Genomic DNA, 20818 nt, shown 5'->3' on the forward strand with positions numbered 1-20818 from the left:
GTTGCTTCGCGAAGCTACACAGGAGCCAAGTACGCACATGTTTTCGATAACGCGACGTAATCTATTGGTAGCCGGGGCGGCAAGCAGTCTTCTGGCAATGACTGGGGTACCTTCCGCGAAGGTCCGGGGCGCCGCTCGCCGCACCCTTAGAATCGGCATGTCCGGCTTCCCGCCCGCCGTCGAGCCTGTTTTGTATGCTCACACCGCGACACGGCGCATCGCACCGCAAATGTTCGACACTCTGATCGCTTTCGACCAGACACCCGACATGGCGTTGCGCCCAGCCCTGGCAGAACGTTGGGAACGGGTGAACGCCAGGTCAGTTCGAGTTTTCCTGCGCAAGGGTGTAACGTTCCATGACGGTGGCCCATTTGCCGCGGACGATGTCGCTTTCAGCTTTAGCCCGGAGCACCTGCTTGGCCCGGACATGGCAGGGAAGGCCACCGCCATGGAGACTCTGGACACGATCGAAAAGGTCGACATCGTCGACAGCCACACCGTTATCGTTCATGCCAAGGGCGACGATGCATTGCTTGAGAAGCGGCTGGCGTCGTGGGGCGCCGAAATCGTCAGCAAACGCGCTTTCGAAACTGCGGGTTCCTGGGACGCCTGGACGGCAGCGCCGGTCGGAACAGGCCCGTATCGGATCGTCAGCCAATCTCTTGATGTCGAAGTCGTTCTGGCTGCGCACGATGGTTACTGGGGTGGGCTGCCGCCCTTAGAAGGGATTCATTTCAGGATCATCCCGGAGCTGGCTTCACGGGTGAACGCGCTCATCGCAGGCGAAGTGGACTTCATCACGGATCTCTCTCCCGACATGTTCTCGGAAATCGAGAAGCACCCCAAACTCGAAGTCTCCGGCGGCCCCGTTCAGAATATCCGCGCACTGAATATCGATACGACCGGTCCGATCCTCGGCAAGGTAGGCGTCCGCCGTGCTCTAAGCCTCGCCCTCGATCGCAAGGCTATCGTCCAGGCCCTCTGGCAGGACAGGCTGCCCATTCCCAATGGCTACCAACTCCCCAGCTTCGGCGAAGCCTATATCGAGGACTTCCGAGCCTTGGTGTACGACCCCGACCTGGCGCGGAAGCTCCTCGCAAGAAGCGGCTACAATGGCGAGACAATCACCTACCGACTGCTCAACAACTATTATCCCAACCAAGTTGCCGGCGCGCAGATAATGGTCGAAATGTGGCGAGCAGTCGGCATTAATGTCGAAATCCAGATGATGGAGAACTTCGCCCAGATCGAGAGCAAGCCGATCAACGCAATCTTCGACGATTCAAACACCGCTACCTTCCCGGACCCGCTCGGCCACGCTTGGCGCGTCTTCGGATCATCTGGGGGGAACGTCAAAGAGGGTATCTGGAGCAACGAAGAATATTTCGGACTTGGCGAAAAGCTGAAGGAAACCGCCGATACACAGGCGCGCCGGTCGATCATCCGCCGGATGCTCGAGATCGTCGACCGGGAAGATCCGCCTTGCGTGATCCTCCACCGTTCCGGTCAGTTCTATGGCAAGCGCAAAGATATCGCCTGGGTTCCGGGTCAGACACTCGACCTGAACTTCGGTCCTTTCAACGCCGCCTATACGCAGAACTGATGACCACGCCAGCAGGGACGGCGATGGCAAATCTCGTCGGCACCGCACCAGCATCCGCGTTCCTGGCGACGTCGTCGTCGCAACCATTGCTCATGGTCGAAGGCCTGACCGTCGACTTCAGCGGCGTTCGGGTAATTCGGGGGATCGACCTCACGATCACACGGGGCGAGTCACTCGGTATTGTAGGCGAGTCAGGTAGCGGCAAGTCCGTCACCTGGCTTGCCGCCCTCGGGCTGCTGCCGTGCACGGCCACCGTGTTGGGAAGCGTCCGTCTGGACGGGGAAGAATTGCTGGGCGCAGCAGCCTCGCGGCTCGACCAGATCAGGGGCGGGCGAGTGGCGATGATCTTTCAGGATCCGTCCAGCGCGCTCAATCCTGTCATCCGGATTGGGAGACAGGTTGGCGAAGTTCTCGCGCGACATCAGGGGGTGTCGGGATCGAGCATTCGGGCGGAAACGAAACGTCTTTTGGACCTCGTGGGCCTGCCGGACGCGGGGCGTCGGCTCGACGCCTATCCGCACGAATTGTCCGGCGGGCAAAATCAACGAGTCATGATCGCCATGGCGCTCGCCGGAAAACCGGACGTCCTGGTTGCCGACGAGCCGACAACCGCACTCGACGCCACGATCCAGGCCCAGATACTAGACCTCCTGACCACCATTCGGCGCGAGACGGGCATGGCCCTTGTTCTCATCAGCCACGATCTCGGTGTCGTTTCCGAGACCTGCGAACGCATCATGGTCATGTATGGCGGCCGCGTCGTCGAGACGGCGCCGTCAGGCCTAATCTTTGCAAACCCGCTGCATCCCTATACGCAAGGTCTCCTTGCGGCTGTACCGCCTTTCGACGGCGCGTTGCATCGGCTCATTCCAATCGAAGGACAGGTGCCGGAGCCGGCAAACATGCCTCCGGGATGCCCGTTTGCGCCCCGTTGTGCGCAACGTATGGCGGTTTGTGAAGAAACCATCCCGCCACTCGCGCAAACCGAAGCCGGCCATTTCTCCGCCTGCGTTGCAGGGGCCGCCACAGAGGCCCAGCAATCCCTGAACGTCATCAAAAGCGTGCTGGCATGACTGAAAACATTCTTGAACTGCACGGCATTTCCCGAAGCTATTCGACGCGGCAGGGTCTCCTCGCAAGAAAGGTGCCTATCCATGCTGTCGATGAAGTGTCGCTGTCGCTGCAACAGGGGCAAACACTGGCGCTCGTTGGCGAATCCGGTTCGGGGAAATCAACCACAGGACGGATCGCGCTCGGCCTTGAACGGCCGAACAGCGGACATGTGCTCTTCCATGGGGCGGAACTGCCGGTTGTCGACACACCAGCGTGGCGCCGCATGCGCACGCAAATGCAAATGATCTACCAGGATCCCCTCGCCGCGCTGGACCGCCGGCTGTCCATCCTCGATCAGGTCCGCGAACCTCTCGACATTCACGACATCGGATCTGCATCCGAGCGGAAAGACAAGGCGCTGGCGATGCTCGACGTGGTTGGCATGAATGCCAGTCATGCCTCAAGCCTGCCGCATCAGCTGTCGGGTGGGCAGCGTCAGCGGGCTGTTCTTGCCCGGGCGCTGATCATGCAGCCGGCGTTGCTGGTCTGCGACGAGCCGGTCTCGGCTCTGGACGTATCGATCCAGGCCCAGGTGGTGAACCTTCTGATGGACCTCCAAAAGGACCTGCGTCTCAGTGTTCTCTTCATCAGTCACGATTTGAAAGTGGTTCGCCAGGTCAGTCAGCGTATTGCTGTGATGTATCTCGGCCGTATCGTCGAATATGGCGAGACAAATCTTGTGCTCTCGAACCCTACTCACCCTTACACCAAGGCTCTGGTATCGGCAGTCCCTGTTGCAGGCCGGCGCACGCGTGAGCGCATCATCCTCAAAGGCGAACCACCCAATCCTGCGGCCCGTCCGAGCGGCTGCGCGTTCCACCCTCGCTGTCCCGCTGTGCGGCCGGAGTGCATGAGCCTCTCCCCCACATCCTCAACGCTGCCGGACGGACGCTCCGTCGCCTGTCATGCCGTCGATGTCGCCCAACCGACCAAGGAGGTTGGAATCTGATGCTTCGGTTCGCTGCTATCCGTATCCTCCGTGCCGTTCTGACAATCGCACTGGTGGTCACATTTGCCTTCATCGTGCTCAGGCTTTCCGGAGATCCAGCCCGCAGTATCATGGGCGACGATGCCTCGCCCGAGGCGATGGCCGCCTTTCGGCGGGAGTGGGGTCTCGATCAGCCGCTCTGGATGCAATATCTCCACTACTTCGCAGCGATTTTTCAGGGCGAGTTCGGCCGCTCGATGCGTGGAGGCGGGCCCGCACTCGACCTTGTCCTGGGACGCATCCCGGCAACGCTCATGCTGACGCTGCCTGCGCTGCTCATGAAATTGGCGATCGGCATTCCAGCGGGTATCTATGCCGCTTTGCACCGGGACAGCGCCATCGACCGCGCCGTTATGGTCACGGCGGTCGCCGGCTACACCGTGCCAAGCTTTGTCCTCGGACTCGTCCTGGTTCAAGTCCTGTCAATCGGGTTTGCCTGGCTGCCGACCGGCGGCACGGGCAGTCTACTGCATCTCATCCTGCCGATTATCACTCTCGGCGTTGGCGGCGCCGCCGTACTCGCCCGCTTCGTGCGAAGCGCGATGCTGGAAGTGCTGGGGCAACCCTACATCCGCACTGCCAGTGCCAAGGGAATCCCTTGGGCTGCGGTTGTACGTGGTCACGCGCTACCGAACGCCGCGATTCCCACCGTTACCATTGTCGGCTTCATGGTCGGCAATCTGATCGCTGGTTCGGTTGTGGTCGAGAGCGTGTTCTCTTGGCCGGGGGTCGGTAATCTGCTGGTAGTGTCGGTGACAGCCCGCGATCTGGCGGTCGTGCAATGCATTCTCCTGCTGGTCGCCGCCACAATGGTGCTTTCCAATCTCATCGTGGACTTCCTCTACGGCTTCCTCGATCCGCGCCTGGCCGAAGCCAACTCGACCGGAGGACACTGAGACATGAACATGATGGAAAACGTGACCGAAACAGCATCTGGCACGCGGAAGAACACCAAACACCGTCGGATCCCATTCTCCGTGATCGCCAGCGTACTCTGGATTGTTCTTATCGTCGCCGTAGCGCTGCTCGCCGATGAAATCACCCCTTACCAGTACACTGCACTTGATCTACCCAACCGGCTGGCCTCGCCATTCCACCCGCAGCATCTGCTCGGAACGGACGAACTGGGACGCGATATTCTGTCGCGATTGATCGTGTCCGTTCGTATCTCGGTTCTGGTCGCGCTGGGGGCGACGCTGATTTCGGCTTGCTTTGGCACGACAATGGGTTTTGCTGCGGCCCACTTTCGTGGTCGCGTCGAGCAATTCATCCTGATGCTAGCCGACTTCCAGGCGGCCATGCCTTTCCTCATTCTTTCGCTCTCGGTGCTTGCGTTTTTCGGGAACGCTTTGCCGTTGTTCATTGGACTGATGGGGCTTTACGGCTGGGAGCGCTATGCCCGTATCTCTCGCGGGCTTGCGATCGCCGCCAGTGCGCAAGGCTACGCTGGCGCCGTCCGTCAATTGGGTGCGAGCCCGATGCAGGTATATCTGCGGCACATCCTCCCGAATATCTCATCGACGCTCATTGTTTCCATGACGCTGACCTTCCCGGAGGTCATCCTCATGGAAAGCAGCCTGTCCTTTCTGGGCCTTGGCGTTCAGCCCCCGATGACGAGCCTCGGAAACATGCTCGGCTATGGCCGGGAGTATATGACACGTGCGCCATGGATCATGTTTGCGCCAGCTGCGCTGATCGTTACGACGACGCTCTCCATCAGCCTGTTGGGCGACTGGCTGCGCGACCGGTTGGACAAGAGACTGCAGTAACGTGGGAAGGCAGCGAAGGCTGCGGCCCGCCAGGGGCAAGAGGATCCAACAGATTGCAGGGTTTCACGAATGAAAACGATTGTTATTGGAGCGGGGGCGATCGGTTGCTCCGTTGCTTATCACTTGGCCAAAGAGGACGACCGCATATGAGTTGCCCTGATATGTCCGCGGTCTCGGAGCGTTCATGCTAATCGGCGCCGACGCTTCCGACCCATGCTGGTCTTTGTCGCGTGACCTCGCGATATGCGACTGCTAGCGAAATGGCGTCTTTGTCAAACGTGAACTGTGAGATACACGGTATGCGCTTCCTCATCGTCAGCTTCGACGGCCTGCGTCCTGACCTGGTCGAACCCGACCTGACACCGAACCTCTGCCGTCTACAGGCCCATGGCATCACCCTGTCGAACCATCGCACGGTCTATCCAAGCGAAACCCGTTCGGCCTTTCCTAGCTTCGTGACCGGTTCGACCACGAGCCGGCACGGCATGGTTGGGAACCAATATGTCGACCGTTCAGTCACTCCGTCCCGCTACATCGACACTGCAGACGCGGTTCTCCTGCGCAAGCTTGACCTGGAAAGCGGTGGGCGGCTGATGTCCACACAGACACTAGGGGAAGTCCTCGCTTCGGCCGGTCGGAGTCTTGCCGTCTTGGCCACCAACTCGCCCGGCACGACGCGCTTTTTCCACCACAAGGCGGAGGATTTCGGGCAGGTTCGGCTCTCGGGGCATTTCCGCGAGGCCTGCACGCCGGACGATCTGCTGGCTGAAGCCGAAGAGCTTGTCGGGCCGTTGCCGCCGAAACCGACCAGCACTGAGCCTGACAAGGCCGGCCAAGACTGGATCACTTCAGCATTTCTCGATGTCATCTGGCCGAAATACCGGCCGGACGTCACGGTCCTCTCCTACGGCGAGCCAGACATCACCTCGCACTTGCATGGCACAGCCGCTGAGGCGACTCGCGCCATCATCGCGCATTGCGACCGGCAGTTTGGCCGGGTGCTCGACTGGTGGGAAGCGGAGGGACGTGCTGAAGGCGTACAGATCATCGCGATCTCCGACCACGGACACATTACGGGTCATACCCAGGTTTCGGTCGTCGAGTGCCTGCGTGATGCGGGCTACCGACCGGGTACCGCACCCACACCGGATGTCGATGTCGTGGTGGTGCCCGGGCAAGTCGGCGCGCTCTACCTCGCTGAGCCAAGCGACGAACGGATCGCCCGGATCGTGGCAACGATCACCGGCGAGCCGTGGTGCGGGCCGGTCTTTACCCGCGCTAAGAATGATATCGAGGGCATCGCCCTCGGCAGTCTCGGCAGCCACCTTGTTTTCATCGATCATGTCCGCGCTCCAGACGTGTCCTTTTCGTTCCGCGCGAATGACAGTGTCGATCCATTCGGCCTTGTCGGCGGAACGTTCTACGAAAACAACCGCTGTCTAAGCGTCCATGGTGGCTTGCATCCGAAGGAGTTGACTGCTCTCGGAATTGTCGCCGGTTCAGCTTTCCCGGCCCAACGTTCCGTCTCCACAATCCCTTCCGGTATCTGCGATTTTGCACCGACCATTCTGCATCTACTTGGAATAGTGCAGCCGGAAAGGATGACCGGCCGCGTTCTGACCGAAGTTGTGGGGCCAGGACAGAAGGCCGCCCCCGAAAGTCGCAGTGAAGCTTTTGATGCGGGGCTTGGCCGTTTCAAGCAGGTTCTTCGGCGTGTCCGGGTCAGAGCCTCGACCTACATCGAGAGCGGAACTGCAGAAGGGTAGGGCCGCATGTCGGCGCAGAGGCAACCTTCGACGAAGGAAAAGGCGACCATGAACGTGATGCGCCGATGCTTGTTGCGCCTTCCCGACGCGTTGGCACGCACGACTTCACTCTCAAGTCACGCTGCGGTCTGAACAGGATCCCAGAGAGGTTATCAAACTACATGTCTAACCTGCTTAACAAGTTCGCTTGAATCCGCCATTCGAAGCTGACAGTTGGAATTCGATCGCAAGTAACGGTGGGTGCACCCTCCCCAGCCATCTTAACTGCTCGCGGTGCAAGTTTTAATTTTGATGCTGCTCCCGCAAGCAAATGCGTCAGATGCCACCCATGTAGAGGTATTTCAGTCCCTCGGGAAGATCAAGGAACAAACATGGCGTGTTTGAAGTCGAGGTCGACGCTTGCAGGAGTTGCAGAAAGATTGGGAGAGGCATCCATGGCTGGTTCCCCGGGGGCGTCGGCGGCGAAGTCGATTCTCGAAGCTGCGTGCTCAGGTCGCCCGGCGCCATCGCGATCTCGATCCGGATGCTCGGGTTCGTTTAAGAATAGAAGAGTCAATTCTGACCTCCTCCACCACAAATTTGATCGATTGCCTATTCGACAGGCCGCGACGCGACGGCCAGACCTCCACTCGCATGCCATGTTCCAGTTCGTCCTGGACGCATGCGCGCTGAGGCAATAGGCAGGTTCCGGACCAATCCACTCCACCCAGATAACGTCGAAAACAGGCTTCTCTTTGAGGTCGCTAAGACAGATTGAGATGGAAAGGAGATTCTGCTTGCCAGTCCCTTGTTCCTGCAACAATCGATCCAGCTCAAGAAGTGTCAATTTCTTTCTCGGTCACCGTCGTGAACGCCGGCGGTCGCGACCGACCATGTGAGCGGCCAAAAGCCGATCCCGAGCTTCTCCCCGGGGCCACACCTGGGACACGCTGGATTTTCCATTGGTTTGCCATTTTTCTTTCTCCGTTTCGTACCGACACTATGTTTCGGCGACCTCCTGAAGGCGCTCTACAAGAAACCTGTTTTCGTCGAACGTCCGCGCAGCAATGCGCAGGTACCGAGTTCCCTTGCTGAGCGTTTTGGCCCCACTGTGGCGAATCAGGACTCGATGGTGCGCAAGGAGCTTTTCCGCGAGCGCGGCGCCATCTGGCCAATCATCCGGAAGGCGGCAGAAGACGAAGTTTGCATCGGGCCGAAGTACATGCATATCAGGGATCTTCGCGAGTTCTGAATAGAGCTGGTCGCGATCCCGGCGCACCTGAGTCCAGCTTTCCTCTGCTTCGCGCTGGTAGCTCGGCAGAGCGTGGAGGAAAAACTCTCCTAAAGTATTTACATTCCAAGCCGGCAAATTTCTTCGCACGGACGATGTCAGCTTGTGATCGCTTGCGAGCATGTAGCCGAGACGTAGCCCGCAAACGCCGAATATCTTCCCAAGACTTTTGAATATCACCAGGTTTGGATATTCGTGGATTGTGCCCTCGATACTTCCGGAAGCACCCTCGGGGGTGAATTCGACGAACGATTCATCGACGATTAGTCGAATATTTCGCGCCAAGAGTATTTTTGTGAGGTGGAGAAGCTCCTGCCGTAACACTCCCCTAGAGGTTGGATTGTTCGGCGAAATGACCACGACCGCATCGGCGTTATGCGCTATCGCATGCCAGGCGAACTTCTCGACATCGAGCTCGAAATCCGGAGCAGGTAAAGGAAACCGCGCCAGCCGTTCGGGCAACACCACCTGCTCGTATGGATTGAAGGACGGTGTCGGAACGGCTAAGCGCCAGTTTAGCGCTTGGATGCTCGCATGGATCAGTTCCGCAACGCCATTGCCAACAGCGAGGTTCTGCGGATTTTGGGAAATCAAGCTGCCCAACTGCTCAGCAAGATGTGCCTGCGGTGACGGATAGCAACTGATGAGCTCGGGAAGCCGCTCGCCAAGCGCGGTATAGAAACTGTGGGGTGGAAAGTATAGATTTACCAGCAGAACATGATCGGTGACACCATAGCGCCAATATCCGCCGGGAAATCATGAACGAGTGAACGACTAAGCGGCTCGCTAGGCAACGGTGTAGGTTTCATGATCTAGGCCCCCATATCTATCAACGTTTGGTTCGGTTCAGATTGACCGAACCGTCCATGCATGAGTGTAATAGAGTGTGATGACCTCCACATGTCCAAGTAGGTGGCTGCCATCATCGCCTCGGAATGCGGCATGGCAATCGAAAAGCACTCGCCGAATCCGCCCGGTTCAGTGAGCACCATCTCGATTTGGCCAAACAATTTGTAGATGTTGTTTTGAACCCGTTGGAGGCCCGGGGGGCGCCTCTCAATCTCCGCTTCGATTTTTTTCATCAAGAAGTCGTCATTGGGGTCGTTGAGATCCCAGATCGCCGTGAAGTAGCCGCCGGGACGGAGTGTACGCTTAAACTCCTTGAGGGCGCGATGATGGTCTGTTCAATGGAATGCGGTTCCCATGCAGACCCAGTCAACAGATGCGTCCGGGAGTCCGGTTTCCTCCGCTGAACCCACCGTCCATTCGAACCGTTCGACGGCCGGTCCGAACGCGGGTCGAGCGCCGTTGCGGTAAGACACCGCCTGTTCCGATTTGCATGAGTACCGCAGCCGGAATGACGGCGCCGGACAGGAGGTCAGAAAATCCATCCAGACTCTTCCCCATATTGGCCGTCTCTGCCGACCGGTTTTTCGTTCGCTTCGCCACTACTCCGTCGAAATGGTCTGCTAAGATCGCGCAGATCCCTGCCCCGATGGCAAGCTCCGGTTTGCCCGATTGCGCAAAATAGAGCGCGGTTCCTGATGCCAGGAGGCCAAGCATCGTGATCTGGTTTGCGCGGTCTGAGAGATAGATGATCATTGGAAGCCCTCCGATCCTATCTCGACGCGATTTGATGCCGGGAAAGGGTATCCGCATAAGGTGAGAATATGTTCTCTGCAGTTCTTAGATCGGCCTCGCTGTCTATCTCGTACCATCGCAGCTCATCGCAGCGGGCAGCCGCAAGCCGGAGGCCGCGGCTTTCGATGAGATGAGCAAGAAGCTCCTCCATGTAAGCCTCGATCGCACCGGAACCGATGAGATCATCAAGGGCAGGCACGATTATCGTGCGGAGCGTGGCGTCGGAGAAGCGAATGAGATTCATTGTCTTGAAGAGAGCCGGGCCGCCGGAAAGTAGGTCCGCAGCTGTTTGTTTGAGCCGAACCTCGGAAATAAATCCGCCTTCGGACAAGATTACTGCAGAGCCCTCCATCGACGGATTGAAAGGCGCTACTGCGGCTGAATTCGCCGCGTCATCTATCGTCAAGCGCCGAAGCGCGTCCCCCTCAAAGAAGACGTCGCCTTCGAGCAGATAGGTGTCCCCGGCCAAAAGCGCATCGCGCGCCAGCCATAGCGAGTAGGCGCTGCCCGTCCGGTCGAAGACCGTCGACTCGACATAATTGATATTGAGCCCACCGAAGCGTCGGCCGCAGGAATATTGGATCGCGTCTTTGAGATAGCCGACGACGATCGTCACCTCCCGCACGCCGACTGCCTCGAGGTTCTGCAAGGCGTTGTGAAGGATCGGCGTGCCATTGACTTCGACCAGCGGCTTCGGCCGCAGATCGGTGAGCGGACGCAGGCGCGAGCCAAACCCGGCGGCAAGAATCACCGCCTTTCTCGGAGCAATTGCCCTCATGGGTTTAAGCCCCCCTATTTTGGTTGTTGCGACGGTTCCTTCGGTTCCAGGCGTTAAGGACGCCGACCACACGCTCTAGGCCCGCCTCGAGTTGCCCCTGCGGAATGCCATAGGAGAGCCTGAGCCCCATGGGATCGCCGAAGGCAGTGCCTGACACGCCGGCCACGCCGGCCTGCGCGAGCAGCGCGGCCACGATGTCGTCGGCTGTCCTGGCGTCATCATTGGCGAGCGTCGGCCGCAACAGGCCGGACAGATCGAGATAGAAATAGAACCCGCCCTGTGCTTCAGGCATCGGCACGCGCTGCAGCCCGGATAGGGCGGAAAGCCCAACCTGCCGCGCCGCCGTCAATTGACCCTTGAGCCGGGCTTCAAAGGCGCCATCTCCCTGATGGAGGTGGTGCAGCACGGCGTGCTGGGCAACGACATTCGGGTTCGATGTCGTGTGCGACTGCAGCGCCTTGGCAGCCGAGATCAGTTCCTTCGGCGCAGCGAGATACCCGATGCGCCAGCCGGTGAGGGCCAGGCTTTTGGAGAAGGCATTGACGATCACCGTCCGGGCCCGGACCTCCGGGACGAGCGACACGACCGGATGATGCCGATGGCCATCATGGGTGAAGGGGTAGTAACATTCATCGAAGATGATCCAGAGGTCCCGATCCATCGCCAACTGGGCGATGCCTGCAAGGGTCTCCGCGTCGTAGACGGCGCCGCTGGGGTTGGCGGGCGTGTTGACGACGATGGCCCGGGTCAGCGGCGTGATGACGCGTTGGATGTCGTCGATCCGTGGAACGTAGCCGTTTCCTCGCGTGTCGATATGGACTGGGGTGCCGCCGGCGATCTGGACCTGCGCTGGGAATGTCGTCCAGTAGGGTGCGGGAATGATGACCTGGTCGCCGGGACTGATCAGCGTCATCGCCACGTTGAAAAGAGCCTGCTTGGCGCCGTTCGTCACGGCGATCTCGTCGGCCCGCCAGAGCTGCCCCGTCTCGACCGATACCTTCCGTGCCAGCGCCTCGCGCAACTCCGTCAAGCCGATCGTGTCAGTGTAGCGGTTCAGGCCTTGTCGGATCGCCTCGATCGCTCCGTCCCGGATCGTTGGTGCCAGATCGCTCCAGATCTCGCCGGCCGTGAGATCAACAATCTCCATCCCAGCATCGGCGGCAGCCTTCGCCGCGGCGCGGGCGGCCGCGGTCCCCGACGATTTGAACAAGTTTGTCCGTGACGCCAACATGCGCGTTTCCATCTTTTTCGGCAAAGCCGCTTACCGCGCCTGTCCCTGGCCGTCCGCTGCCCGCGGAAGGTATTTCTCTTCTGCCGCTGAGAGCTCGCCGTAGTTCATCAATTCGAACAGCTCGTCGAGCGTCGCCACCTCATCTTCGATACCGGCAATGCTTTCTTCCTGAATGATGCGGTCGCACACGTGACGCATTGCCGAGATTGCGGCGCGCATGTTGTGGTTGGCCCAGATCACGGTTGAAATGCCTGCGGCGCGATATTCGGCGACCGGTGTGCAGTAGTATTTCGTTGGCACGATCACGACGGGGAGGCGGTTCCGCCAGAGTCGAGCAAATGCCAAGATCTCGCTGGGATCGGATTTGCGCGAATGGATGAGAATCGCATCGGCGCCGGCTTCCGCATAGGCGTGCGCTCGTGCAAGCGCCTCGTGCTGACCGTATCCGGCGATCAGCGCCTCGATTCGAGCGACGAGAACGAATTCCGGATCCGGAACCTGGTCCTTGACGGCCTTCAGGCGACCGCAGAACTCGCCGACCTCCACCAGCGGATGGCGGTCGCCGACGAAGGAGTTCATCTTCGGGAACGCGGTGTCTTCGAGGCAAATGCCGCTTGCGCCGTGCTGCCGCAGCTTGCGAGCGACCAGACGGGCATTGTTGAAATTGCCGAATCCGCTGTCTCCGTCGACGAGGATTGGAATTTCCGCTGCGTCCGCCATCCGTTCCACGACCTCGACAACCTGGGTCCAAGAGGCCTCGTTCGCATCGCGGTAGCCGAGGCTGGAGGAGATCGAGAGGCCGGACGCCCAAAGCGCCTTGAAACCGGCCCGCTGCGCGATCGCCGCGGAGAGCGCGTCATGGGCTTCCATAAGGAATGACGGTCGGTCACGGATGCAAATGAGGTCACGAAGCGTAGATATACCTTCGCTTGCGCCCGGATTCCGCAGGCGGCGTTTTTCCGATAGTATACGCCCCCGGCGCGGATCTGACATGCTGCTTTCCTTCCTTCGTTCCATAATCCCGATAACCACGACATGAAATCGGTCAGCAGCGCCTGCCGCCTTACTAGGAGGAAGCCTCAAAAGTCATGCCAACTGCGCAGGAAAAGCCTCAGAAAAGTGTTCTCGATATTTATCAATGACTTGAATGATGGGTGCGAGCAGGACAAGCCGAACATCCGTGTCGCTCACTCGACAAACCCGGCAATAGTGTCGGTTGCCCACCGTCTTCCCAGGAATGGCGGACAGAATTCCCCCGCAGGAAGCGGAATTCACGCGTCATTTGACTGCTATCCGCGCCGTCCGATGGCCGACGATGTCGTGGCTTCTTCTAAATTCGCTGTGATCAGTCAGGTTGCAGAGACTGCATCCGCATCGGCTGTTCTCGGGCGCCGGTTACGTTCTGATATTACCCGCGTCGGATTCGCTTCTGCTCGGAAGGAGTCTGGCGTTGCGCGACCGCATGCATATAGAGGGCGTAGCGTTGGTTTGTTGAGTTTACCGCTAAACGCTAAACGAAGGGGTGGAGGCTCCCGCTCCCCGCGGTGCAAAGTCGGCACCGTTTGGATGGACACACATTCGGGGGTATGGGGATCCAAGAGCAGCCATGGCCTGGGGCTACGTTGGTTTCTCTGCCCGAGGCAAGGCATGCGTCTTCCTACTGTCGATCTTGGGTACGGTCTTGTGGATCGTCGTCGCGTTTGCCGTTGACAGCTACTCGTTTCCAATGGGAACCTGGCGGCTGACCGCAACTTCGGTCAACAACCTGAGCATCCCGCTCATTCTCGCTCCGCCGATCATCTATTACCTGACCAGAAAACTTAGGGAACGGGCAATCGCCCGCTACGAGCGACGTCAGGGTGTCGGTCGAGGAAACGACGAGCAGCATGTCTGAACAGGCGGGCCTTCACGGCCCTGGTCCACCGCTACCTTGACCGGATTGAAAGCCAGAAAACAGGACAGAGGGAGCGTTGCCAATCTTCGATGTCGATCACTTAAAGGCGATCAACGACGAAGCCCTCAAACTGATCGCGGCCTGCCTATTCCTTAAGCCAGACGTGATGGCTCGGACGTTCACACACACATTCGTGGCTTAAGGAGGCGATCGTCCGCCGTCTGGTTCAAGTCGTCTATCGCCGGCAGCCAAGTTGGCATTTCCCTCGCATCCTGGATCATACTTTCGCGTTCCGGCGTTTGGCTCTTCATGACGGGACATACGGCGGGCCATCTGGCACGCTGCGTGGCGCACCTGGCCGATCAGTTTGCAAAATGCAACGTCGAAAACGCTGCCGCCATGATCAGGGAGATCCGTGCGCACGAAGCGGAGCGCCGTGCCGACGCCTATCTACGCTACGCCGAGGCGGTGGCGGAGATGGCCCCAAGGAGCATGCAAACGAAAGCCCGCTGAATGGGCCAATCAGAGCGTCACGCGCATCCACCTCCGGGACGAACATTCTCTGGCAGCCCACGCCCCGCGGCACACCGACACGTAGGCGCGGTCTACTCGGCGTAATGCCGCCCGCTTTCCATGAAACTGATGTTCCGAACGCTGCACGAGGACTGGAATTCTGTCCGCGTGGCGGGAAAGGTGCTCGTCGAGAAGTTCAAGTGCGATCCGAACCTCCATGTTGATCAGGGCATGGACAAGCGCGAATACGTTGGGCCCGTCCAAAAGGAGGAATTCGCGGTTTCTTGCTTGCGGACCGGACATCCCGCGTGCGGTCGATAAAGCGACGCACGGCGTGGATCATTCGGGCATTTTGCGTCAGCCCGGCCACACGATCGTAGATACGCTCCATGTACATGGTGAACGCGCCGTCGAACTCTTCATCGCCGATCTTGACCTTCGTTCCGTTGCTGAAGCTGAAAGCGAACGGCGCGGGCAGCCCCACGAGACTGAACCCTTACGCGTTCGTTACTACCCCGTGCTTCATGATTACAAAGGCCAGTTCGAAATCGTCGAGCAACTATCACGCTTTGTCATAGCTCGATCAATCGTCCTGCATCCAGGCTTGAGGGTCCTGCGCCAGGATTTGCAGATCGATCCCCCGGAAAAGCTCCGGCAGGCGTTCGATTTTGCGCTCCAGGACTGCACGCGCGACGCTAGTGGCAGATTTCTCGTTGCCAACATTGAGCGCCCACATCAGCTCGCTCACCTGCGGTCGACATCCCCGAGATAGAGATGTCTAGCAAATCGTGTACCACGTAGCGGATCTGTTCGAGAAAATAGCGCGTGATGAGCACCGCGGTTTCGTTGGCGTTCAACGCAATGCGCTTCGAAGAGGGATCGGGCGTCCGCGATCTGGATGTGTTGCAACTTTTAATTACAAGCGTTGTAGCAAGGCACCTTCGATCATTTTCGGAGGGTTGCGATGTTCAACGGCCGTCAGTTCGACCAATCAGTGATCCTGCTGTGCGTCCGCTGGAACCTGGCCTACCATCTGAGCCTGCGCGATCTTGAGGAGATGATGGCCGAGCGGGGCGTTGCGGTCGATCACACGACCATCAACCGCTGGACCGTTCGTTTCTCGCCCTTGTTGCTGGAGCGCTTCAACCGGCGCAAGCGCGCCGTCACCGGCAGGTGGCATGTCGGCGACACCTACATCAAGGTCCGCGGCCAGCGGATATATCTCTATCGCGCTATCGACAGTGTCGGCGACACCGTCGAATTCTATTTCAGCGAACGGCGTGACTTGCCGGCGGCCGAGCGCTTCTTCAGAAAATCGCTGGACCGTCATGGCCGGTCCGCTCGCGTCGTTATCGACAGGAAGCGATCGCCTTCCGGTTGGTCTGGCTTAGGTCACAGCATCCGACTATGTCGGACATGCGACGCAGCTGCGTTCGAGCTATCGTATTGTTGCGAAATGATTTCTCCTTTGGCACGGCATATGCTTGGTCATTCGCAGATGAGAGCGGTGACTTCTCCTTGTCCACTCCAAACAGAAGACGCCGGACGAAGTCGAGAGCTTCGTGCGCGCCTGGAGCGGAAATGTGCCGATCATGATCGTGCCCACGACCTATCCGGAGATGAACGAGGAACGCGATTGCCAGGAGGCGCACATGCTCGCGCATAGGACAGCTTTATTCAAAGGGTCGGGAACTGCAGCGACCCGCGCGGCGGCGACAGAAGCAGCCGATGCAGGCATTGAAATCGTCGATCTAACTGCCGGCGAAATCTGGTCCGATCCCGCGCCAACGATCCGTGACGGGGCAATCGACGCCATCAGCAAGGGCGCAAACCGGTATACCGACACAGTTGGCATTGTGGAATTACGTGAGGCGTTGGCCAAAAAGGTTGCAGTTGAGACCGGCCTGGCGTGGTCTGCCAACGAGATCACGGTCACGACCGGTGCCAAACAGGCTCTCTTCAACGCCGCCATGGTGCTGTTCAATCCGGGCGACGAGGTCATCATCCCGGCGCCCTACTGGACAACATTTCCCGCCCAAGTGCGGATCGCTGGCGGTACTCCTGTTCACGTCGATACTCGGTCCAATGGCTACGCGCTGCGCATCGAGGACATTGAATCAGCGCTCACCGCGCACAGCCGTGCGATTGTGATCAATACGCCAAATAATCCTACCGGCACCGTTTACAACGCCAATATTCTGCGCGGGATCGGGCAGCTTGCGATAGAACATGACCTCTGGATCATTTTCGATGAATGCTACGCAGATTTCGTCCATGCCGACGTGCACCATCATCCGATCGTCTCGGTGCTTCCGGAAGTGCGATCCCGGACGCTGATCGTCAACGCTTTCAGCAAGTCGCTTGCTCTGACGGGTTGGAGGATCGGTTACCTTGCGGGTCCGGAATACGTTATCAGTGCCGTGAAAGCGCTCCAGTCGCATACGACATCGAACCCGAACGTGATCGCCCAGCACGCCGCGCTTTTCCATCTCCAAAACACCGACGGCAGCTATGAACACCAGCTTCGGTCACAGCTCACCTCTTCCCGGCAGGTGGGGCTGAGAGCACTTTCGAATCTTTCGAGGATTCCAGCGCCGACGGCCATGGGTGGATTCTATTTCTATCTCGACCTCAAAAGCCTTCTGGCTCCGGAACCTTGGAACCTGGTGATTGGCGACCGCGACGCGGACAAGCTGGTTCGGGAACTGATCGCTAGGGCCGGAGTCGCGGCGGTGTCCGGCACGGCGTTCGGCGACCCGTTCGGTATTCGCCTCTCTTACGGCGTTCCGCCGGACAAGCTCGAGATGGGCCTTAGCCGGCTCGTCAAATTCCTCAACGCCTGGGACTACGGGGAGACGCGTCAGCGTCAATAGGAAGAAGGGAAATGCTATGACAACGAATTCTCCGACGAGAGCTTCATATTGGCTGCAGGCTTCGGCTCTCGCCTTCGACCGCTCACCGACCTTTGGCCGAAACGCTGGTCGAGGTAAATGGAACACCTATCCTTCACAACGCTCTGCACAACCTTGAGACCGTTGGCGTCGAGGATGTTACCATCGTCGTCGGCTATCGTAGGGACGCCATCCAGTATTCGTGCGGCAGTCGGTTCGGGAACATCGACATCAACTATGTCGAGTCTCCGGTCTTCGACAAGACCCGCAGCGCATACTCGCTTTAGCTGCTCGCCACGCCTTGTCGGCAAGCGATACCTATCTGCTCGAAGGCGATTGTTCTTTGAGCTCGACGCCCTTCGCAACCTGACGCTGTGCGTGCGGGGAATGTCGCCGCGGATGCTCCATTTGAACGATCGATGGAAGGTTCTGGGGTCGTTCTTAATGACAATGGCTACATTGCCGTGGTCCGGATGAAGCAGACCGCGGCAGATCTCAACGACGCGTCGCAACCGCTCTTCAAGATGATGAATCTCATCCGTTTCTCCGGCGAAGACCTGCGACAGACCATCGTTCCGTATCTCGACGGTCTCATCGGCTGCGAAGGCGTAGCCTCCTATACCGAAGAGCTGCTGTCGCAGCTTATCGAGCGCAAGGGCCTCCAGATCGCCGCCGCCAGACGCGATGAAGTCAGGTGGTATGAGATCGACACCAAGGCCGACCTGCGCATCGCAGAGGCGATGTTCATCACCGCCCGCGAAATTTGCTAGCCGTTCGAGCCTGGAGACCGATTATGCTTCGCTACCTCGTCGACCCTGCCAATGCGATAACCACAGTCAGTTTGCTGTGCTCATCGGTCTCCTTGTACCTCGCGCTCAATGGCCAGATTGAGATAGCGGTCGCGGTCGCTTTGTGGGCCGTTCTTGCGGATCATTTGGATGGGGTGGTGGCCAGACGCACATTGAATCGCCATCCGGATGTGGCGAAAATGGGTAAGAGTCTCGACGGGTTCGGCGATATAATTTATGGCGCGATCCTTCCTGCCGTGCTGATCCTGCAGTTGAACGAGGTCTCGCTGCTCTCTCTATTTATCGCGTCTGCACTTATTCTGGCTGGTGCGATCCGGTTAAGCTACTTCGCAAACTTCGGAAAATCCGAGGACGGCTGCTTTGCAGGGGTACCGCTGTCTTATGACATTCCCTTGCTGGCGGCACTCGTCCTAGTTCAGCCTTTCATGGCTCTGGAAATATTCGTTCCCGTCATGAATGTCGTTTTCGTCCTTCTTAGCATTGCCCACGTTGCTTCAATTCGTGTGCCTTCACCCAACCGGGCGATGTATCTGGCGATCACGGTCTTCGCGATCTGCGCTTCGGCGGTCCTGCTTCAGCGGGGAGTATCGTAATGCGGTCGCACCCTCACCATCGGGCTATGCATCGACCTTCGGCTTCCACGCCGACCACACGGCAGGGAACATCTACCGATCTCTTGGAGTAGAGCCACTCATCAACTGTGCGGGCGTGCGTACGAATTACGGGGCAAGCAATCCAGCTCCAGCGGTAATCTCGGCGATGAATGCCGCTGTGCTGGCATTCGTCGACCTTGATGCATTATCCGAGGCTATCGGAAAAAGGCTTGGTGAATTGACCGGCGCGGAATGGGGGGCTGGTCACAGTTGGGACCGCGGCGAGCACTCGCCACTGCGGCCTGTGTCGCGGGGAACAACCCAGAGAGACTGGTAATTTCGCTGGGTCAGGCGGCGCGTAGGAGTGGCGGTTTGGGGTTGAACAGGGGAGGCACGTTCGGTTCTGGCTGTCGGAACGGTGCCCGCAATCGACCGCGAAGCTCACCGTTCAGATCTGCCGTCCAGACCTGCATGAGCATGTGAGCGCCGTGAAGCGACCAGCGCATCTGCTGTTTCCTGACCATCCGCTTGCCGACCAGTAAATTCACTGCCGACTCGGCGAGGCTGCTGGCGACCCGAAGCCGGGCTCGGTAGCGCTCTCCGTAATGGGGCGGCAAGGCGGCAGGTGATGCCGGAAGTCGAGCACTGGTCGCGCAAAGGATTGAACAACCCCGCTGAGAATTCCCATGTGCCGTTGCGAAAACGGGAGCGAACGATGCAGGGCTTCCGATCAGCGGAAACCCTTCAGCGCTTCGTCTCGATCTTCTCCGCCCTGCGCTACCTCTTCGTTCCACCTAGCTCAAGACATTCCGCGTTTCAGATCCATCTTCACCGTCTGAACGCAATGGCGGAGTGGAAGGCCGTGACTGCGCTCTGCTGACAGCAGCGCACACCGCTTCAGCGCGTTCATACGCAGACAACGTGACAGCGTCAGCCGGTGTCCGGCTACTCCCCCCGATTATCCCCGATTTAAATCAAATCCGTCTGTGGATATTGACGATTGCGCGACCCTCACCTCGTAGACGGCTAATGCGGGCGGCTACTGAGAGGGTCATATATGACAAGCGATTTTTCCGCCGCCCGAGTGCATTTAGATCGAGCGTATCACTACCTTCGTGGCGATGACCCGATGAGCCAGAGGGGACGCGAAGCCTTGGACCTGTTAATTGAGGCGGTTGCCGCCGAAGAGTTCAAGCTGCCACGCCAAAACGCGGAGGTGCTAATGTTTCCGACTGGGCGCCGCCTCTGAGGCGAGCTCCATGGCCTCCACTCTGAACCATGGTGAGCAAATCCTCCCAGAACGCAAAGAAGCCCGCCCCGGCAGGGAGTCCCAAGCGCGCGTCCACGAAACAGCGCCGGCAGGTGAAATTCAGCAGAATGTCCATCCTGGCGCAACGTCATGTTCCCCGAACTGAGAAATTGACCGATGCCGTAAAAAAACTCGATTGCGATCCCTGTCTGCCTGTCTGGAGGCGTAACGGCGGTCGGTTGAATGGCGCGTGTATCTTGGCTCATTGACGAGAATTCTACGGATTGGCCTCCATCATGTTGGTGCCGGCACCGTTGGCGTGGTCAGCCGCACCAGGCGTCGCAGGCGTGATGGCGGCCATAAGGAACTCGTCACAAGCTCCGCTCAGGCCGCGTAATGTCCTGCGTTCGAAGCGGAGCGCGGTCTTCAGGTGTAAGAAGAGCATCTCGACTTTTTGCGTTCGTTGCGCGACCGTCCGAACATGGGCGTATCCGCTTTGACGGGCGTCTCGCGTGCCTCCTCGTGGACGCAGCGCAGCACATCGCGCACCGGCGTCTTTGGATAGCACCGGCGCTTGAGTTCACACCTCTGGCAGCCTCGTTTGCTGGCCCGGGATCCGGTTTCCAACGCTGACACTGCGTGTGCGCGGGACCGCGAAGTTGCGACGATACTGCCTTGCCGGCGGGAAAGATGAACTTGTTCTGGACCGC

21 protein-coding genes and 3 pseudogenes are annotated in these 20818 nt (G+C 59.1%); 14 read left to right on the forward strand and 10 right to left on the reverse strand.

Annotated features, from left to right (window positions below):
• Window positions 1-157: 157 nt before the first annotated feature.
• The 6 genes from AC56QX_RS37625 (at window position 158) to AC56QX_RS37650 (ending at window position 7239) form a co-directional block, all read left to right on the forward strand.
• The gene (locus tag AC56QX_RS37625) at window positions 158-1603 is read left to right on the forward strand and encodes an ABC transporter substrate-binding protein (protein WP_497118822.1); all 1446 of its coding nucleotides are present in this window, start codon (window positions 158-160) and stop codon (window positions 1601-1603) included.
• 23 nt (window positions 1604-1626) lie between these two features.
• Window positions 1627-2676 (forward strand): ABC transporter ATP-binding protein, encoded by a 1050-nt coding sequence (locus AC56QX_RS37630; protein ID WP_497118873.1) that lies wholly within the window; start codon window positions 1627-1629, stop codon window positions 2674-2676.
• The gene (locus tag AC56QX_RS37635; RefSeq protein ID WP_497118823.1) at window positions 2673-3665 is read left to right on the forward strand and encodes an ABC transporter ATP-binding protein; all 993 of its coding nucleotides are present in this window, start codon (window positions 2673-2675) and stop codon (window positions 3663-3665) included. The genes AC56QX_RS37630 and AC56QX_RS37635 overlap by 4 nt, the downstream gene beginning before the upstream one ends.
• Window positions 3665-4600, forward strand: a complete 936-nt coding sequence (locus AC56QX_RS37640) for an ABC transporter permease (protein WP_497118824.1) — start codon at window positions 3665-3667, stop codon at window positions 4598-4600. Before AC56QX_RS37635 ends, AC56QX_RS37640 begins: the two co-directional genes overlap by 1 nt.
• Window positions 4601-4612: 12 nt before the next feature.
• Window positions 4613-5473, forward strand: a complete 861-nt coding sequence (locus AC56QX_RS37645) for an ABC transporter permease (RefSeq protein WP_497118874.1) — start codon at window positions 4613-4615, stop codon at window positions 5471-5473.
• 299 nt (window positions 5474-5772) lie between these two features.
• Entirely contained in the window at window positions 5773-7239 is a 1467-nt protein-coding gene (locus AC56QX_RS37650; protein WP_497118825.1) for an alkaline phosphatase family protein, read from the forward strand.
• A 979-nt stretch (window positions 7240-8218) separates the two neighbouring features.
• Here AC56QX_RS37650 and AC56QX_RS37655 read toward each other — a convergent pair.
• From AC56QX_RS37655 to aepX, 6 genes are all read right to left on the reverse strand, one after another.
• The gene (locus AC56QX_RS37655; RefSeq protein WP_497118826.1) at window positions 8219-9112 is read right to left on the reverse strand and encodes a pyridoxal phosphate-dependent aminotransferase; all 894 of its coding nucleotides are present in this window, start codon (window positions 9110-9112) and stop codon (window positions 8219-8221) included.
• A gap of 209 nt (window positions 9113-9321) precedes the next feature.
• Window positions 9322-9591, reverse strand: coding sequence for a hypothetical protein (locus AC56QX_RS37660; protein WP_497118827.1), 270 nt, complete (start codon window positions 9589-9591; stop codon window positions 9322-9324).
• A 133-nt stretch (window positions 9592-9724) separates the two neighbouring features.
• Complete coding sequence (locus tag AC56QX_RS37665) at window positions 9725-10111, reverse strand: CDP-alcohol phosphatidyltransferase family protein (RefSeq protein WP_497118828.1); 387 nt, start codon at window positions 10109-10111, stop codon at window positions 9725-9727.
• 16 nt (window positions 10112-10127) lie between these two features.
• The gene (locus AC56QX_RS37670) at window positions 10128-10928 is read right to left on the reverse strand and encodes a phosphocholine cytidylyltransferase family protein (RefSeq protein ID WP_497118829.1); all 801 of its coding nucleotides are present in this window, start codon (window positions 10926-10928) and stop codon (window positions 10128-10130) included.
• Between the two features lie 4 nt (window positions 10929-10932).
• Window positions 10933-12159, reverse strand: a complete 1227-nt coding sequence (locus AC56QX_RS37675; RefSeq protein WP_497118875.1) for an aminotransferase class I/II-fold pyridoxal phosphate-dependent enzyme — start codon at window positions 12157-12159, stop codon at window positions 10933-10935.
• A 30-nt stretch (window positions 12160-12189) separates the two neighbouring features.
• Window positions 12190-13029 carry a phosphoenolpyruvate mutase gene (gene aepX / locus AC56QX_RS37680; protein WP_497118830.1) on the reverse strand — a complete coding sequence of 280 codons (840 nt, stop codon included), beginning with the start codon at window positions 13027-13029 and terminating at the stop codon, window positions 12190-12192.
• Between the two features lie 736 nt (window positions 13030-13765).
• On the opposite strand from aepX, the gene AC56QX_RS37685 reads away from it, so the two are divergent.
• A complete protein-coding gene (locus tag AC56QX_RS37685) occupies window positions 13766-14053 on the forward strand; it encodes a hypothetical protein (protein WP_497118831.1) in 288 nt (95 codons plus the stop codon).
• Between the two features lie 345 nt (window positions 14054-14398).
• Window positions 14399-14566 (forward strand): hypothetical protein, encoded by a 168-nt coding sequence (locus tag AC56QX_RS37690; protein ID WP_497118833.1) that lies wholly within the window; start codon window positions 14399-14401, stop codon window positions 14564-14566.
• A 196-nt stretch (window positions 14567-14762) separates the two neighbouring features.
• Here AC56QX_RS37690 and AC56QX_RS37695 read toward each other — a convergent pair whose 3' ends face one another.
• Together AC56QX_RS37695 and AC56QX_RS37700 are read right to left on the reverse strand one after the other, a co-directional pair.
• Window positions 14763-15050 carry a hypothetical protein gene (locus AC56QX_RS37695; protein ID WP_497118834.1) on the reverse strand — a complete coding sequence of 96 codons (288 nt, stop codon included), beginning with the start codon at window positions 15048-15050 and terminating at the stop codon, window positions 14763-14765.
• Window positions 15051-15149: 99 nt separating this feature from the next.
• Complete coding sequence (locus tag AC56QX_RS37700) at window positions 15150-15314, reverse strand: hypothetical protein (protein WP_497118835.1); 165 nt, start codon at window positions 15312-15314, stop codon at window positions 15150-15152.
• Window positions 15315-15530: 216 nt separating this feature from the next.
• On the opposite strand from AC56QX_RS37700, the pseudogene AC56QX_RS37705 reads away from it, so the two are divergent.
• From AC56QX_RS37705 to AC56QX_RS37720, 4 genes and pseudogenes are all read left to right on the forward strand, one after another.
• A pseudogene (locus tag AC56QX_RS37705) lies at window positions 15531-15923 on the forward strand (IS6 family transposase); the annotation flags it as partial.
• Window positions 15924-16218: 295 nt separating this feature from the next.
• Complete coding sequence (locus tag AC56QX_RS37710; protein ID WP_497118876.1) at window positions 16219-17439, forward strand: aminotransferase class I/II-fold pyridoxal phosphate-dependent enzyme; 1221 nt, start codon at window positions 16219-16221, stop codon at window positions 17437-17439.
• A 392-nt stretch (window positions 17440-17831) separates the two neighbouring features.
• Window positions 17832-18227, forward strand: coding sequence for a glycosyltransferase family protein (locus AC56QX_RS37715; RefSeq protein ID WP_497118836.1), 396 nt, complete (start codon window positions 17832-17834; stop codon window positions 18225-18227).
• Between the two features lie 23 nt (window positions 18228-18250).
• Window positions 18251-18859, forward strand: a complete 609-nt coding sequence (locus AC56QX_RS37720; RefSeq protein ID WP_497118837.1) for a CDP-alcohol phosphatidyltransferase family protein — start codon at window positions 18251-18253, stop codon at window positions 18857-18859.
• Window positions 18860-19206: 347 nt separating this feature from the next.
• Here AC56QX_RS37720 and AC56QX_RS37725 read toward each other — a convergent pair.
• Window positions 19207-19464: pseudogene (locus AC56QX_RS37725) on the reverse strand (ISKra4-like element ISCot1 family transposase); the annotation flags it as partial.
• 2 nt (window positions 19465-19466) lie between these two features.
• Here AC56QX_RS37725 and AC56QX_RS37730 point away from each other — a divergent pair.
• Both AC56QX_RS37730 and AC56QX_RS37735 read left to right on the forward strand, forming a co-directional pair.
• Window positions 19467-19739, forward strand: a pseudogene (locus tag AC56QX_RS37730) (DDE-type integrase/transposase/recombinase); the annotation flags it as partial.
• Between the two features lie 177 nt (window positions 19740-19916).
• Window positions 19917-20108, forward strand: a complete 192-nt coding sequence (locus tag AC56QX_RS37735) for a hypothetical protein (RefSeq protein ID WP_497118838.1) — start codon at window positions 19917-19919, stop codon at window positions 20106-20108.
• Window positions 20109-20385: 277 nt separating this feature from the next.
• On the opposite strand, the gene AC56QX_RS37740 is transcribed toward AC56QX_RS37735, so the two are convergent.
• Window positions 20386-20553 (reverse strand): hypothetical protein, encoded by a 168-nt coding sequence (locus tag AC56QX_RS37740; RefSeq protein WP_497118839.1) that lies wholly within the window; start codon window positions 20551-20553, stop codon window positions 20386-20388.
• Window positions 20554-20818: the final 265 nt, after the last annotated feature.

The organism is Mesorhizobium sp. RCAM 06353 (assembly GCF_059683585.1).

What these genes read in the sequence shown, in the direction of transcription:
- AC56QX_RS37625 (WP_497118822.1), top strand. Translation starts at nt 158, where the DNA reads ATGTCCGGCTTCCCGCCCGCCGTCGAGCCTGTTTTGTATGCTCACACC.
- AC56QX_RS37630 (WP_497118873.1), top strand. Translation starts at nt 1,627, where the DNA reads ATGGCAAATCTCGTCGGCACCGCACCAGCATCCGCGTTCCTGGCGACG.
- AC56QX_RS37635 (WP_497118823.1), top strand. Translation starts at nt 2,673, where the DNA reads ATGACTGAAAACATTCTTGAACTGCACGGCATTTCCCGAAGCTATTCG.
- AC56QX_RS37640 (WP_497118824.1), top strand. Translation starts at nt 3,665, where the DNA reads ATGCTTCGGTTCGCTGCTATCCGTATCCTCCGTGCCGTTCTGACAATC.
- AC56QX_RS37645 (WP_497118874.1), top strand. Translation starts at nt 4,613, where the DNA reads ATGGAAAACGTGACCGAAACAGCATCTGGCACGCGGAAGAACACCAAA.
- AC56QX_RS37650 (WP_497118825.1), top strand. Translation starts at nt 5,773, where the DNA reads ATGCGCTTCCTCATCGTCAGCTTCGACGGCCTGCGTCCTGACCTGGTC.
- AC56QX_RS37660 (WP_497118827.1), bottom strand. Translation starts at nt 9,591, where the DNA reads ATGAAAAAAATCGAAGCGGAGATTGAGAGGCGCCCCCCGGGCCTCCAA.
- AC56QX_RS37665 (WP_497118828.1), bottom strand. Translation starts at nt 10,111, where the DNA reads ATGATCATCTATCTCTCAGACCGCGCAAACCAGATCACGATGCTTGGC.
- AC56QX_RS37670 (WP_497118829.1), bottom strand. Translation starts at nt 10,928, where the DNA reads ATGAGGGCAATTGCTCCGAGAAAGGCGGTGATTCTTGCCGCCGGGTTT.
- AC56QX_RS37675 (WP_497118875.1), bottom strand. Translation starts at nt 12,159, where the DNA reads ATGTTGGCGTCACGGACAAACTTGTTCAAATCGTCGGGGACCGCGGCC.
- aepX (WP_497118830.1), bottom strand. Translation starts at nt 13,029, where the DNA reads ATGGAAGCCCATGACGCGCTCTCCGCGGCGATCGCGCAGCGGGCCGGT.
- AC56QX_RS37685 (WP_497118831.1), top strand. Translation starts at nt 13,766, where the DNA reads ATGGCCTGGGGCTACGTTGGTTTCTCTGCCCGAGGCAAGGCATGCGTC.
- AC56QX_RS37710 (WP_497118876.1), top strand. Translation starts at nt 16,219, where the DNA reads ATGCTCGCGCATAGGACAGCTTTATTCAAAGGGTCGGGAACTGCAGCG.
- AC56QX_RS37720 (WP_497118837.1), top strand. Translation starts at nt 18,251, where the DNA reads ATGCTTCGCTACCTCGTCGACCCTGCCAATGCGATAACCACAGTCAGT.
- AC56QX_RS37735 (WP_497118838.1), top strand. Translation starts at nt 19,917, where the DNA reads ATGACAAGCGATTTTTCCGCCGCCCGAGTGCATTTAGATCGAGCGTAT.
- AC56QX_RS37740 (WP_497118839.1), bottom strand. Translation starts at nt 20,553, where the DNA reads ATGCTCTTCTTACACCTGAAGACCGCGCTCCGCTTCGAACGCAGGACA.